15 protein-coding genes and 1 pseudogene are annotated in these 12802 nt (G+C 59.6%); 9 read left to right on the forward strand and 7 right to left on the reverse strand.

The window, feature by feature from the left end:
- Positions 1-464, reverse strand: a pseudogene (locus AC5SEO_RS09635) (OmpA family protein); the annotation flags it as partial.
- A 341-nt stretch (positions 465-805) separates the two neighbouring features.
- On the opposite strand from AC5SEO_RS09635, the gene AC5SEO_RS09640 reads away from it, so the two are divergent.
- The 5 genes from AC5SEO_RS09640 (at position 806) to AC5SEO_RS09660 (ending at position 4667) form a co-directional block, all read left to right on the forward strand.
- Positions 806-1579, forward strand: a complete 774-nt coding sequence (locus AC5SEO_RS09640) for an ABC transporter substrate-binding protein (protein ID WP_003516066.1) — start codon at positions 806-808, stop codon at positions 1577-1579.
- Positions 1580-1692: 113 nt separating this feature from the next.
- Complete coding sequence (locus AC5SEO_RS09645; protein ID WP_003516067.1) at positions 1693-2496, forward strand: ABC transporter permease; 804 nt, start codon at positions 1693-1695, stop codon at positions 2494-2496.
- Complete coding sequence (locus tag AC5SEO_RS09650) at positions 2493-3323, forward strand: ABC transporter permease (protein WP_025593926.1); 831 nt, start codon at positions 2493-2495, stop codon at positions 3321-3323. Before AC5SEO_RS09645 ends, AC5SEO_RS09650 begins: the two co-directional genes overlap by 4 nt.
- A 168-nt stretch (positions 3324-3491) precedes the next feature.
- Positions 3492-3758 (forward strand): usg protein, encoded by a 267-nt coding sequence (locus AC5SEO_RS09655; RefSeq protein WP_003516070.1) that lies wholly within the window; start codon positions 3492-3494, stop codon positions 3756-3758.
- Positions 3759-3842: 84 nt separating this feature from the next.
- Positions 3843-4667, forward strand: a complete 825-nt coding sequence (locus AC5SEO_RS09660) for a class I SAM-dependent methyltransferase (protein ID WP_013636415.1) — start codon at positions 3843-3845, stop codon at positions 4665-4667.
- Between the two features lie 95 nt (positions 4668-4762).
- Here AC5SEO_RS09660 and AC5SEO_RS09665 read toward each other — a convergent pair whose 3' ends face one another.
- The 4 genes from AC5SEO_RS09665 to AC5SEO_RS09680 form a co-directional block, all read right to left on the reverse strand.
- The gene (locus tag AC5SEO_RS09665) at positions 4763-5728 is read right to left on the reverse strand and encodes an aliphatic sulfonate ABC transporter substrate-binding protein (protein ID WP_003516074.1); all 966 of its coding nucleotides are present in this window, start codon (positions 5726-5728) and stop codon (positions 4763-4765) included.
- A 291-nt stretch (positions 5729-6019) separates the two neighbouring features.
- On the reverse strand, positions 6020-6508 hold the full coding sequence (locus AC5SEO_RS09670) for an Lrp/AsnC family transcriptional regulator (RefSeq protein ID WP_003507846.1): 489 nt from the start codon (positions 6506-6508) through the stop codon (positions 6020-6022).
- 70 nt (positions 6509-6578) lie between these two features.
- Entirely contained in the window at positions 6579-7196 is a 618-nt protein-coding gene (locus tag AC5SEO_RS09675) for a uracil-DNA glycosylase family protein (RefSeq protein ID WP_174068628.1), read from the reverse strand.
- Between the two features lie 19 nt (positions 7197-7215).
- Positions 7216-7809 carry a thermonuclease family protein gene (locus tag AC5SEO_RS09680; RefSeq protein WP_174068489.1) on the reverse strand — a complete coding sequence of 198 codons (594 nt, stop codon included), beginning with the start codon at positions 7807-7809 and terminating at the stop codon, positions 7216-7218.
- A 108-nt stretch (positions 7810-7917) separates the two neighbouring features.
- On the opposite strand from AC5SEO_RS09680, the gene pdhS2 reads away from it, so the two are divergent.
- Entirely contained in the window at positions 7918-9453 is a 1536-nt protein-coding gene (gene pdhS2 / locus AC5SEO_RS09685) for a two-component system sensor histidine kinase PdhS2 (RefSeq protein ID WP_025593930.1), read from the forward strand.
- A 16-nt stretch (positions 9454-9469) separates the two neighbouring features.
- Here the strand turns inward: pdhS2 and AC5SEO_RS09690 are convergent, their stop codons facing one another.
- Together AC5SEO_RS09690 and cobT are read right to left on the reverse strand one after the other, a co-directional pair.
- On the reverse strand, positions 9470-9874 hold the full coding sequence (locus AC5SEO_RS09690) for a diacylglycerol kinase (RefSeq protein WP_174068490.1): 405 nt from the start codon (positions 9872-9874) through the stop codon (positions 9470-9472).
- Positions 9875-9882: 8 nt separating this feature from the next.
- The gene (gene cobT, locus AC5SEO_RS09695; protein WP_003516086.1) at positions 9883-10917 is read right to left on the reverse strand and encodes a nicotinate-nucleotide--dimethylbenzimidazole phosphoribosyltransferase; all 1035 of its coding nucleotides are present in this window, start codon (positions 10915-10917) and stop codon (positions 9883-9885) included.
- 131 nt (positions 10918-11048) lie between these two features.
- Between cobT and AC5SEO_RS09700 the strand changes: the two genes are divergently transcribed.
- The 3 genes from AC5SEO_RS09700 to AC5SEO_RS09710 are packed head-to-tail and all read left to right on the forward strand — an operon-like array spanning position 11049 to position 12752.
- Positions 11049-11834, forward strand: a complete 786-nt coding sequence (locus AC5SEO_RS09700; protein ID WP_236771226.1) for an adenosylcobinamide-GDP ribazoletransferase — start codon at positions 11049-11051, stop codon at positions 11832-11834.
- A 19-nt stretch (positions 11835-11853) separates the two neighbouring features.
- Positions 11854-12048, forward strand: a complete 195-nt coding sequence (locus AC5SEO_RS09705; protein ID WP_013636422.1) for a DUF1289 domain-containing protein — start codon at positions 11854-11856, stop codon at positions 12046-12048.
- A complete protein-coding gene (locus AC5SEO_RS09710) occupies positions 12045-12752 on the forward strand; it encodes a TIGR02281 family clan AA aspartic protease (RefSeq protein WP_003516092.1) in 708 nt (235 codons plus the stop codon). The genes AC5SEO_RS09705 and AC5SEO_RS09710 overlap by 4 nt, the downstream gene beginning before the upstream one ends.
- Positions 12753-12802 lie beyond the last annotated feature (50 nt).

The following is a 12802-nucleotide window of genomic DNA, read 5'->3' on the forward strand; positions in this document are numbered from 1 at the left end:
GGCTCAGGCTGCGGGCGCTGCTTGCGGGCGGGTGGCTGTTCAGCTGGCGCCGGTTCCGGTTGGGCTTCGCGCTGCTGCGGTTGCCGTTTCGGTTCTGGCTGAGGCTCGCGTTGCGGCTCGGGCTGAGCTTCACGCTTGGGTTCAGGACGCGGTTCGGCCGGTGCAGCTTCAGCCTTCGGCTGTTCGCGCTGCGGTTCCGGAGCCTGCTCCTGCTTTTTCGGCTCTGGCTCTGGCTTCGGCTGCGCCTCTTCTGCTTGCTGGCGTTGCTTGCGCAGCAGCTCTTCCGGGTTCTGCTCCTCCGCTTGCGGCTGCGCCTGTGCCAATATCACCGGGGCCTGTGCCTGGGGCATTTGCGTTTGCGTCCGTGCGGCGCCGGCATAACCGGCGGCGGCCGGCTCCACCGCGATCGCCAGCGACATGAGGGGGAAAACCACCCCCGTCAGCAATGTGTTCTTCTTCAGCATCGGTGCTTCCTCATCTGCCAATCGTTGTACGCCGCTTATGCCGCGACATTGTGAATCCGGCCGCGCGTGCAGGCGCTGGTCAACGCCTTGCATACGCTTCGGTTCCCATGATGACCAAAGCGTTCTGTACCGGAAATGAACAGATCAAGGCCATTTCGTGAAAGCTCCGCGACGAAAAAGAGGGCGCTAATATTGCAGTTGCATTTTTTGACCAACCGGACGAATAATTGCCGCGCGCTGAAGGCCACGAATGTCAAACCGTTCTGTTGCGCCTGCGCTCACGACGTCCGCACTGAAAACAACAACAGACTGCGGATGAACGACCAAAAGAGAGGATCGAAATGCCTATTTCCACCCGTCTGCTCGCAGCCGTATCGATTGCCGCCATCTCCCTGTTTTCCGGCGCGGCCCTCGCGCAGGACAAGATCGTGATCGGCACGGAAGGCGCCTACCCGCCCTTCAACAATCTGGAAGCCGACGGTACGTTGACCGGCTTCGACATCGACATCGCCAAGGCGCTGTGCGTCGAAATGAAGGCTGAATGCACCTTCGTCACCAATGACTGGGACGGCATCATCCCCGCCCTGCAGGCAAAGAAGTTCGACGCCATCATCGCGTCCATGTCGATCACGCCGGAGCGTCTCCAGAAGGTCGATTTCTCCAAGAAATATTACAACACCCCGCCGGCAATCGCCGTACCGAAGGATTCGCCGATCAAGTCCGTCGACGACCTGAAGGGCAAGTCGCTCGGCGCTCAGGGTTCCACGACTCACTCCAACTATGCCGAAAAGCACTTCCCGGGTTCCGACCTGAAAATGTACCCGACCGCCGACGAATATAAGCTCGACATCGCCAACGGCCGCATCGACGCCGTCATCGACGATATCGTCGTCCTGTCGGAGTGGCTGAAGTCGGATGCAGGCAAGTGCTGCAAGATCCTGACGCCGCTTCCGGTGGATGTCGAGATCAACGGCAATGGTGCAGGCGTAGCCGTTCGCAAGGGCGATACGGCGCTCGCCGACAAGTTCACGGCTGCCATCGCCGGCATCCGCGCCAACGGCAAGTACCAGGAAATCAACAAGAAATACTTCGATTTCGACGTTTACGGCCAGTAAGCGGCGCGTCGCCTGTTGAAATCTGGTGGCGGAAGGCTTGCCCTTCCGCCATTTTTGTTTGAAAACGTAACCATAACAATCACGGCGGCTTAAGACCGCGGGGGAAAACTGGCATGAGCGGAGCATTTTCCGCCATAGGTGCGTTCTGGACCTATGTCTCGACACTTCTCGACCCTTTCTGTGGGCCGGTCGGTCTCTTCACGCTTTTCGGAAACGGCACCCTCGTCACCTGTGGCGATGCCGGCTGGGGCGACGAAATCGCCTTCGGCGTCAAGGTCACGATCTCGCTGGCGCTCGCCACCCTGCCCGTCGGGCTTGTGATCGGTTTCCTCATTGCGCTCGCCGCGCAATCGGAGGAAAAATCGCTGCGGCTGGCGGCCGGTGTCTATACCACCATCTTCCGCGGCCTGCCGGAACTCCTGACGCTGTTCATCGTCTATTACGGCATACAGATGCTGCTGCAATCGGCCGCCGGTTATGTCGGGATAACCGGCCCGGTAGAGATCAACGCCTTTGTGGCGGGCATGGTCGCGCTGTCAGTGGTGTTTTCGTCCTATTCCTCGGAAGTGTTGCTATCCGCCTTCAAGGCCATCCCAAAGGGCCAATATGAGGCGGGCCATGCACTCGGCCTCTCGCGCGGCCACACCATGGTGCTCGTCATCATTCCGCAGCTGGTCAGGATCGCCCTGCCCGGCATGACCAACCTTTGGGTCATTCTGCTCAAGGATACCTCTTACGTCTCGATCATCGGCCTTGCCGATATCGTGCGCCAGACCGGCATCGCTGCCCGCGTCAGCAAGGAAGCCTTCTTCTTCTACGGCATCGCCTGCCTGCTCTACCTCATCCTCGCTCTGCTCTCCTCCATCGGCATCGGCTTCATCGATCGCTGGTCGCGCAAGTCGGAGGCAAGCCGATGAGCCATGTTCAGGAACTCATCCCGCCGCGCCCCGCGCCGGTCGCCACAGACAAGCCCCTCAACATATCGCGCGTCGTCGGCATCGCCGTCATAACGCTCTGGCTGCTGCTGGCCGCCGGGCTGATCTTTGCGATGATCGAAGGCTGGGACTGGGCGAAATTCGAACGTTACGGGCCGCGTTATATCGATGGCCTCATCACCACCATTACGCTGGTTGGCAGTTCGATCATCCTCGGCGCAATTCTCTCGGTGCCGATCGCCTTCGCCCGCATGTCGGAAAATCGCGTCATCAGCGCGCTGGCCTATGCCTATGTCTACGTCTTTCGCAGCACCCCGCTGCTGGCGCAGCTTTTCCTGATCTATTACGGCCTCGGCAGTTTCCGTCAGGGGCTGGAAACCGTTGGCCTATGGTGGTTCTTCCGCGAGGCCTGGTATTGCGGCCTCTTGTCGCTCACCCTCAACACCGCCGCCTATCAGGCCGAAATTCTGAGGGGCGCGATCCGAAGCGTGCCACGCGGCCAGATTGAAGGTGCGGCCTCGCTCGGCCTGTCGAAATTCATCACCTTCCGCAAGGTCATTCTGCCGCAGGCCCTCATCGTGGCGCTGCGCCCCTACGGCAACGAGATCATCCTGATGATCAAGGGTTCGGCAGTGGTCTCCATCGTCACGGTCTTCGACCTGATGGGACAGACGCGCTACGCCTTCTCCCGCACATTCGATTATCAGGCCTATCTCTGGGCGGCGATCTTCTACCTGACGATCGTCGAGACGCTCCGGCATGTCTGGGCATGGCTCGAAGCCCGCCTGACGCGCCATCTCAAGCGCTAGGGACACCGTTGGCAGCACTCAACAGAGAAGACTGCCAACATTTTGAAAAATATAACTATTTTGTGACAACCCAGACCTTTGGCAAGGTTGGGTTAACCCTGTCGTGTTCCCATATCAGATACAGCGACAACGCTGTGATCGGCAATCATGAGAACGGGAACAGCCGACATGAACAAGGAAATGGAAATGATGCTGAGGGGCTACGGCCTCACCACCGCCCAGATTTTTTATCGCATGCCGGACCATCCGCTGGTTCTCCAGACCTATGTCTGGCAGGACTATGATCTCGCCCCGGATTTCCCCGAAATGCACGGTTTCCTCAAATTCTGGCAGGAAAAGCTAGACGGTCCGTTGCACTCGGTCCGCTATGTGCACCGGCAGGTGATCTCGGCGCAGGAATGGCGCGCATTGAAAGGAGAGTTCATTCTCCACTGAGGCCCATCGCCACATAAGCATTGCGCCCGTCCGTCTTGCGGCTTACAGCAGACTTCAACTGAAGATGCTGACGGATACTGCACGATGACGAAGAACCAGAAAATTGACGAAGAGGCGCTTGCCGAAGCCTATAACCGCGCGCTCGCGCTTGAAAAGGCCGGCGATGTTGACGCGGCGGTGAAGGCCTATGAAGAGGTTCTGGCCATCGATCCGGACGATCACGGTGGCGCAGCCGTTCGCATCGCCGCCATGGGCCGCGGCGAACCGCCTTCCAAAGCGCCCGACGCCTATGTCGAAACCCTGTTCGACCAGCACGCCGAAGCCTTCGAGGATATTCTTGTCGAACAGCTCGGTTATGCAGTGCCGATGATGGTGCGCCAGCGCCTGCAAACGCTTGAACTCGGCCCCTTCAAGCGCCTGCTCGATCTCGGCTGCGGCACCGGCCTCACCGGCGAAGCGCTGCGCGACATGGCTGATGACATCACCGGCATCGACATTTCCGAAAACATGGTCGAGATCGCCCATGAGAAGGACCTCTACGAGACGCTCTATGTCGCCGAAGCCGAGGACTTTCTCGAAGACAATGACGACGAGCCCTTCGACATCATCACCGCAACCGATGTGCTGCCCTATCTCGGCGCGCTGGAACCGCTGTTTTTCGGCGCCGCTGAAAACCTCGTCCCTGGTGGCCTGCTGATCTTCTCGTCGGAAACGCTGCCCGAAGCAACCATGGCCGGACGCCCCTATATGGTAGGCCCGCACCAGCGTTTCGCCCACGCCGAAACCTATGTTCGGGAAAGACTGGCAGCGACCGGTTTCGACATAGTCGAAGTCACCGATATCAACGTGCGCATGCAGGACGGCAACCCCACACCCGGCCATCTGGTGATTGCCAGGCTCAAGGGCTGAGGTAGAGGCAAGCGCTCCTGACATGGAGCGCTTGCCTGAATCAATCTCTCAGCAACAACAGCCAGACGATTGAAGAGACTCAGCTTTCGCCCGGATCAACTCGCTTTCGGACGCCAGACGATATCGGTAACCTTGAGTTTCTTTGGCACGATTTTCAGATCGTAGAACTCGTCGGCCAGCGCCTGCTGATAGCTGATGGCCTCATCCGAAACCAGCGAGACACGCCCCAGATCCGCTCCCGGACGCGTCAGCGACACCTTGGTTACATCCTGCGGGACGCCGGTTATCGCCGCCAGCAATTTTGCAGTCTCATCGATGTTGGCCTGAGCCTTTGCGCCGACGCTTGCGAGTTCCTTGAGGAGCAGCGGCACGAGGTCGGGATTGCTTTCCACGAAGTCGCCATTGGCGAGGAAATAGCTCCAGGGATCGACAATACCTTCGGCAGTCGCGAGAACTCGTGTCGTCGGCTCCTTTTCCGCCACGGCAAAATAAGGATCCCAGATCGACCAGGCATCGATGCTGCCGCTGCGGAAAGCGGCCGCCGCATCCGGCGGGGCAAGGTCGATGGATGTTATGTCGTTCAGCGTCAGACCGGCCTTTCGCAATGCTTTGACAGTAACGTTATGGGCGCTGGAGCCGCGCTTGAAAGCCACCTTCTTGCCCTTGAGGTCGGCCAGCGTCTTCAGCGGCGAATCCTTCTGCACAAGGATTGCCGATCCGCCGGCGGCGCCCTTGTAAGTTCCCACATAGCGCAGATTGCCACCGGCAGCCTGCGCGAAAAGCGGCGGCACATCGCCCGTCGGTCCGATATCCAGCGCACCTGCGCCCAGCGCTTCAAGAAGCGGCGGCCCGGAGGAGAACTCCGACCATTTGACCTCAATGCCGCGATCCTTCAACAGCGCTTCAAGCGCGCCCTGGCTCTTTGCCAACGCGATCACGCCATTCTTCTGCCAGCCGATCCGTAATGTGGTGGTCGCGGCTCCAGCCCGTCGGATATGCGGCAGGAACGCCGCCCCCGTTGCACCCGCAATCAGTCCCAATGTTCCGCGTCGTGTGAGCATGTGGATATCCTTCACTGTTGCCATCATCAGATATACAAAGCGTAGATATTCGAGTGATTTTATCAAAATCCCACTTTGCGCGGCACCAGTGCAAAGAGAATTGAATGTGCTAATTTGCCGTCGCAGGCGGAATAAGATTGCCTGGCCGCCTCGGCACGCCAGGAGTGTGCATTCCCCGGACAACCGCCGGATGGCCGACTTGAGTGCTTGCGGAAAAGCAAACTGCGCAACGAAAAATGCCCTCCCCGGCAGCCGGGAAGGGCATTGTTCAAAAAGCCTGATCAGCCGGGATCATTCCTCGCCGGATTTGGGATTATCCAGCAGCATGTAATCGAGCGGCAGTTCCGTCGTATATTTGATCTGTTCCATCGCAAAGGCAGACGACACGTCACGAATTTCGATCTTGGCGATCATGCGCTTGTAGAAAGCGTCATAAGCCGCGATGTCAGGCACGACAACGCGCAGCAGATAATCGACATCGCCGCTCATGCGGTAAAACTCGACGACTTCGGGGAACTCGGACACCACCTCGGAAAACCGCTTCAGCCATTCGATGGAATGGGAGGCAGTGCGGATGGAGACGAAAACGGTGACCTTGGTGTTGACCTTGACCGGATCCAGCAGCGCAACGCGCCGGCGGATGACACCGTCCTCTTCCATCTTCTGGATACGCCGCCAACAGGGCGTCGTGGAAAGGCCGACCTTTTTCGCCAGATCAGCGACAGCCAGCGTGGAATCCTCTTGCAGAATGCGCAAAATCTTACGGTCTAGGCGATCCAATGCGTCTACCCTCCTGAATTAATTTCCTTTCAATACACTAATTTTTAGAGAAAAACAGAAAATTGTTTCACTAAAGTCGCATTTCCACATGTTCTCGCAGAACAGGAAGCAGCTCCTCGGTAAACCACGGATTCTTCTTCAGCCAGCCGGTGTTGCGCCAGCTTGGATGCGGCAGCGGTAAAATGGCCGGTCCCGAATTTGAATGAAAATAGCTGCGCCAGTCGTACACGGTCTCGGTCATGGTTTTCCGCCGTCTTTCGCCGAGATGAAAGGCCTGGGCATATTGACCGATGGCAAGGACCAACTCCACCTGCGGCATCGCCGCCAGCACCTTCTCCCGCCATTGCGGCGCACATTCGCGTCGAGGCGGCAGGTCACTGCCCTTGTCGTCATAGCCGGGGAAACAGAACCCCATGGGCACGATGGCGAAGCGGTCCGGATCGTAGAATGTCTTACGATCAACATTCAGCCACTGGCGCAGCCTGTCGCCGGAGGCATCGTTGAAAGGCACACCCGTTTCATGCACGCGAAGCCCCGGGGCCTGCCCTGCAATCAGGATACGCGCCCTGGTCGACATCACCACGACCGGTCGGGGTTCGTGCGGCAGGCGTCCGTAGGTTGGGGTGTCGCGACAGATGCGACAGAGGGCAATCGCGCGCCGCAGCCCGTCCAACCCGTCGTCATTCATCGGCAGGGCTCGATCCGCCTCAGCCATGATTCCATCCCAGAAGATGACGGATGATGGTGAGGAAACCCGCTGCGGGCGTTTGCAAATCCGCTGCGCGATGTTCGCGCCGCCACTCTGCCGGTTTTTCGAATTCTCCGGCCCATATGCCGCGAGCTTCTTTGCGCGCCAGCGCCTGTTCGCCGGAGAACTGGAAATAACCTGAAGCGATGGCAAAACCCGACGCCACCATTTCCGAGGACACATCCCGGTCTCCCGCCGAGCAATAGACTAGCAGACGTCCGTAACGGTCCCTGGAACTGCCGGAACAGGAAAATGTCGGGCCTTCGATCATCTGTTGCAGAACGCGGCGCGCCTCCGCGCCGCATGGCCAGGTTTCGCTGCCGCGTCGGCACGTCTGCGAAAGCTCCGGCGCATCGATGCCGAGCAGCCTGAACCGGTCCTCGCCCTTTGAAAGCGTATCGCCATCGATCACAAAGAAACGGCCGGTATGGGTCTCGCTATTGATCTGATCGAGCTTGGCGGCAATCAGAATGCCGAGAAAAACGGTGGCAAGGAAAAGCCCGCCGTTGCGAAACGTCGAGAAAAAGCCGCGCCTGCCTCCATTTCGTCTCATGTCACAACAAACCCTTGTCAGAAATGGCAAACAAATCCTTTCACGGCAGCATCTTCTTAAGATTTTGTGCGTAGCCTGCAAAGGGTTCATGTCACCTGCGTTGTAACAATGAGTAAAAGCGTCAGCACGTCCACCGATAAGATCATCGTCGACCGTTCACGAAAGCACCGTAACAAGGCTGTTTTCGACACGGTGAAGACGACGCGTGAACGCTTGCAGCAAGGCGCTGGCGGCAGCGAAGCCTATGAACGTGAAATGCTGACGATGCACATCGCAGAAGCCCTTCAGGGCGCGATGATCATGCCGCTTTTCATCGTATTAGCCTCTATCATCGGTTTGTATATCACGGGTGACATAGGGCTGATCATCTGGTCGCTCATTGCGCTGAGTTTCCATGCCATGTCTCTTGTGCTGGCCAAAAGAGCCGCCAAACAGGGGATAACGGCCGAAAATCTGCCGAAGTGGCGCAATCTGTTCCTTGCCATGCAGATCCTCATCGGTTGCGCCTGGGCAATGTTCGCCTTGGCCGAACCGGTGCGCAACAACCCGACACTCGTTCTTTTCTTCAAGGGCGCGACGCTGCTGATCGCGCTTTCGCTTACCGCCATGGCCAATTTCATGCTGCGGCGGGCCACCTTCATGACCTTCCTGCCGGTGCTGGCGGCGCTGTGCGTCACCTCCGTCGTCTCCCGCGATCCCTTCGATGTTGGCCTCGCCCTGATGTTCGGCATGGCGATCCTTTTCTGTCATCGCATCACCAGCAGGCTTTACCAGACCAGCATCAAGCTGCTGTCGTCACAAACTGAAAAAGATGATCTGATCGCCGAACTCGAAGTCGCCAACTCGATGTCGGATGAGGCGCGGCGGCGTGCGGAAGAGGCCAATCTGGCTAAATCGCGCTTTCTCGCCTCCATGTCGCACGAGCTGCGAACCCCGCTCAACGCCATTCTCGGCTTCTCCGAAGTCATGTCAGCGGAGGTGCTCGGTCCACTCAACAATCCGCTCTACAAGGAATATTCCGGCGACATCCACCGTTCCGGCCAGCATCTGCTCGACCTCATCAACGAAATCCTCGACCTGTCGCGTATCGAGGCCGGCCGCTACGACCTCAATGAGGAAGCGGTCTCGATGCTTGAGATCGCCGAAGATTGCATCGGCATGATCCAGCTTCGCGCCCGCGCCAAGACCATCAGGATTTCGCAGCAGTTCGAGAGCAGCCTGCCGCAGGTCTGGGCGGATGAAAAATCGATCCGCCAGGTCATCCTCAACCTGCTCTCCAACGCCGTCAAATTCACCCCGCAGGGCGGTGAAATCCTCGTGAAGGCAGGCTGGACGGCGGGTGGCGGGCAATATGTGTCGATCAAGGACAACGGCCCCGGCATTCCAGAGGAAGAGATCCCCGTGGTGCTGTCGGCCTTCGGTCAGGGATCGATCGCGATCAAGAGCGCCGAACAGGGAACCGGGCTCGGCCTGCCCATCGTTCAGGCCATCCTTGCCAAGCATGACGGCCAGTTCATCCTGAAATCGAAATTGCGTGAAGGCACCGAAGGCATCGCCATCCTGCCGGCAAAACGCGTGCTGCAAAGCCTGCCAGCCGTGGAGGAAACCCACGCCATCCAGCCACGCCGCCGGTCCTTCGCCTAAGCGTCAAATCTGCCGTTCAGAAGAACAGCGTCGTCACCAGCGAATAAAGCACGAAAAATCCGTTTGCCGTCAAAAGGCAGAAGACGGCGAAGGAACCGAGATCCTTGGCGTGCCGCCCGACGGAAGAAATTTCCGGCGAGATGCGATCCACCAACTCCTCAATCGCGGTATTGAGCGCCTCGACCGCGAACAAAAGCAGCATCAGCACCGTAAAGACGAGAAGATGCGCAAACGGCGCGCGGGCGACCAGAAGCAGGGCAAGGCCGACGCCGAAGGCGAGAACCTCGTGCCGGAACGCCGCTTCCTGCCACAGCCGTCCAAGCCCCTGCACGGAATAGCGGGCAGCAGCAAAAAGATGCCGCCATCCCTTTTCCTTACGGAAGGCAGGTTCCGGTTGCTTCTTCTGCGGCGTTGCGTCCATCTTCGGCCTCAATGCTCAGTGTGGGAATGGGTACCAGTATCGACACCGGCAGCTTCGAAAGTCGCCATGCCGGAATGGCAGGCGGCGGCAGCCTTGACGATGCCGGCGGCCAAAGCGGCACCCGTGCCCTCGCCAAGCCGCATGCCCAGCGCCAGAAGCGGCGTCTTGCCAAGTTTCTCGACGGCAGCCAGATGGCCCGGTTCACCGGAGACATGGCCGATCAGGCAATGGTCGAGCGCGGAAGGATTGGCAGCCTTCAACAGCGCGGCAGCGGCAGTCGCCACATAACCGTCGATCAGCACAGGAATGCGCTGCACGCGGGCGGCAAGGATCGCGCCGGCAATCGCCGCAATCTCACGGCCACCAAGACGGCGCATGATTTCGAGCGGATCGGACAGATGGTCCTTGTGGAACTCCACGGCAGCCTTCACCGCCGCGATCTTGCGGGCCATGACCTCGCCTTCGGAGCCGGTACCGGGACCGGTCCATTCTTCCGCCGTACCGCCATAGAGCGCCAGATTGATCGCCGCTGCGATGGTGGTGTTGCCAATGCCCATTTCGCCAACGCAGAGAAGGTCGGTACCGCCAGCAATCGCCTCCATGCCGAAGGCCATGGTGGCGGCGCAATCACGCTCGGAAAGGGCAGGCTCGCAGGTGATGTCGCCGGTCGGGTAGTCAAGTGCCAGATCGAAAATCTTCAGACCGAGATCGTTGGTGACGCAAATCTGGTTGATCGCCGCACCGCCTGCCGCAAAATTCTCCACCATCTGCTGCGTCACGGATGTCGGATAGGGCGTGATGCCGTGCCGGGTGACGCCATGATTGCCGGCGAAAATCGCCACCAGCGGACGGGTGACGGCGGGCGAGCGGCCCGACCATGCGGCAAGCCACATGGCGATTTCTTCCAGCCGACCGAGCGAACCGGCCGGTTTCGTCAGTTGCGCATTGCGCTCCTTGGCCGCGACCAGCGCATGCGTATCCGGGCCGGGAAGCTCGCGCAGCAGCGCGCGGAAATCGTCGAAGGGCAATCCGCTCATGCTCATGGTATCTGTCTTTCTCGTCGTCGGGTTGGCGGAAACTTGTGTTTTCCGGCAAATCGGTCTTTGTTGCGCCTCTCATAATCGCGGACGCGCCGCGGAACAACCGGAAATGCAAGCACAGCAGCGGAGAGAGCATGAAGGCCGGGGATTTTATAACAGATGTCATGCATTCCGTTGCCTTTCTCAGCCGCCTGCCGGTCCCATCGCGCTTCTTCGGTGAAGGTGACTGTCCATCGATGCGACGGACAGCACGCGCTTTTCCCGCCGCAGGCCTCCTGATCGCCCTGCCCGCTGCTGTGCTCGTGGTGGCATTAGCGAAGTTCGACGCCTCACCGCAGCTCACCGGCTGGCTTGCCATCGCCGTCACCGCGCTCATAACAGGTGCGTTGCACGAAGACGGCTTGGCGGATATGGCCGATGGCTTCGGCAGCGGCAAGGACAAGCCGAAAACGCTTGAGATCATGAAGGACAGTCGCATCGGCAGCTATGGCACGATCGCCATGGTCCTGTCCTTTGCACTGCGCGCCACGGCACTCGCATCGCTTATAGAAACCCTGCCTGCCAAGACCGCCGCCGCCTGCCTGATTGCCGCGCTGGTGGTGAGCCGCGCCCTGATGGTATGGCACTGGCAGTCACTGCCCGCCGCCAAAACCTCCGGCATCGCCGCCGGCGCCGGCCAACCCGGGGAAAGCGAGCGCAACATCGCGCTCGCAACAGGGTTGCTGCTGCTCGTGCTTTTCACGCTGCATGCCCTGCCCTTTGTGTCGATCGTAGTCGTTCTGGCGGCTGCCTGCCTCGCGACGGTGCTGTTCGGCAGGCTCTGTGTCAGCAAGATCGGCGGCCACACCGGCGACACAATCGGCGCCAGCCAGCAGATCACGGAGATCGTTACTCTCGTCGCTCTTGCCCTTGCGACGTGACAGACTGATATAGATCCCCATGGAAACACCCTGCATTCATATCTGCTCCCTCGACGCCACAAACAGCCTCTGTATCGGTTGCGGACGCACGCTGGACGAGATCGGCGGCTGGGCAACCTATAGCGACGAAAAGCGCCGCATGATCATGCAGGCGCTTCCCGAAAGACTGGCAAAAACAGACAAGGACACCTCCAGGGAGACGCACACCGCATGAACAGGCTGACTTTCGTTCTCCTCTTGCTGGCCGTGGGTCTCGGCCTGCTTCTCGTCAATCACGACAGCGGCCGCACCTTCGGCATCGACAACGAGAAATTCGGGCAGATCGTCTATCTCCTGCCGATTGCGGGCTTGCTATCCGTCGGCATTCTGGCGGGAAGCCGCGGCAGCTTCGCAAGCGTTGTCCGGCAACTCGCCATCTGGCTCGTGATTATCCTCGGCCTCGTATCAGTCTATCTCTATCGCTACGACCTGCAATCCTTCGCCGACCGGCTGCTGGGTGGCCTGATGCCCGGCCGCGCGGTGGTGGTGACGACCGCTGGCGGCGAACAGGAGATCATACTACACAAATCGATGAGCGGCCATTTCGAGGCGAATGTCAGCATTGAAGGCAAAACGATCCACATGCTGGTCGATACCGGCGCGAGCTCCGTGGTGCTGGCCAATGCCGATGCCGCCGCCATCGGCATCGACACCACGAAACTGCGCTACACCGTGCCGGTGATGACCGCGAACGGCCGCACGGCGGCAGCGCCCGTCACCCTGTCCGAGATCGGCATCGGCCCGATCGCGCGGAGCAACATCCCCGCCCTCGTCGCGCAGGATGGCCAACTGGGCCAGAGCCTGCTCGGCATGAGCTTCCTGTCGACGCTTGGTTCGATGCAGATGCAGACCGATGAGTTGAGATTGCGAGACAGGTGAAACCTGCCGGGCAGACAGTTCCTGCTCGCGATCAAAAATAACGTCTCGCT

Source organism: Agrobacterium sp. K11, from assembly GCF_059429395.1.

Bases quoted from the DNA above. Each gene is read 5' to 3' on its own strand.
- AC5SEO_RS09640 (WP_003516066.1), top strand. From the start codon at position 806: ATGCCTATTTCCACCCGTCTGCTCGCAGCCGTATCGATTGCCGCCATC.
- AC5SEO_RS09645 (WP_003516067.1), top strand. From the start codon at position 1,693: ATGAGCGGAGCATTTTCCGCCATAGGTGCGTTCTGGACCTATGTCTCG.
- AC5SEO_RS09650 (WP_025593926.1), top strand. From the start codon at position 2,493: ATGAGCCATGTTCAGGAACTCATCCCGCCGCGCCCCGCGCCGGTCGCC.
- AC5SEO_RS09655 (WP_003516070.1), top strand. From the start codon at position 3,492: ATGAACAAGGAAATGGAAATGATGCTGAGGGGCTACGGCCTCACCACC.
- AC5SEO_RS09660 (WP_013636415.1), top strand. From the start codon at position 3,843: ATGACGAAGAACCAGAAAATTGACGAAGAGGCGCTTGCCGAAGCCTAT.
- AC5SEO_RS09665 (WP_003516074.1), bottom strand. From the start codon at position 5,728: ATGCTCACACGACGCGGAACATTGGGACTGATTGCGGGTGCAACGGGG.
- AC5SEO_RS09675 (WP_174068628.1), bottom strand. From the start codon at position 7,196: ATGAATGACGACGGGTTGGACGGGCTGCGGCGCGCGATTGCCCTCTGT.
- AC5SEO_RS09680 (WP_174068489.1), bottom strand. From the start codon at position 7,809: ATGAGACGAAATGGAGGCAGGCGCGGCTTTTTCTCGACGTTTCGCAAC.
- pdhS2 (WP_025593930.1), top strand. From the start codon at position 7,918: ATGAGTAAAAGCGTCAGCACGTCCACCGATAAGATCATCGTCGACCGT.
- AC5SEO_RS09690 (WP_174068490.1), bottom strand. From the start codon at position 9,874: ATGGACGCAACGCCGCAGAAGAAGCAACCGGAACCTGCCTTCCGTAAG.
- cobT (WP_003516086.1), bottom strand. From the start codon at position 10,917: ATGAGCATGAGCGGATTGCCCTTCGACGATTTCCGCGCGCTGCTGCGC.
- AC5SEO_RS09700 (WP_236771226.1), top strand. From the start codon at position 11,049: ATGAAGGCCGGGGATTTTATAACAGATGTCATGCATTCCGTTGCCTTT.
- AC5SEO_RS09705 (WP_013636422.1), top strand. From the start codon at position 11,854: ATGGAAACACCCTGCATTCATATCTGCTCCCTCGACGCCACAAACAGC.
- AC5SEO_RS09710 (WP_003516092.1), top strand. From the start codon at position 12,045: ATGAACAGGCTGACTTTCGTTCTCCTCTTGCTGGCCGTGGGTCTCGGC.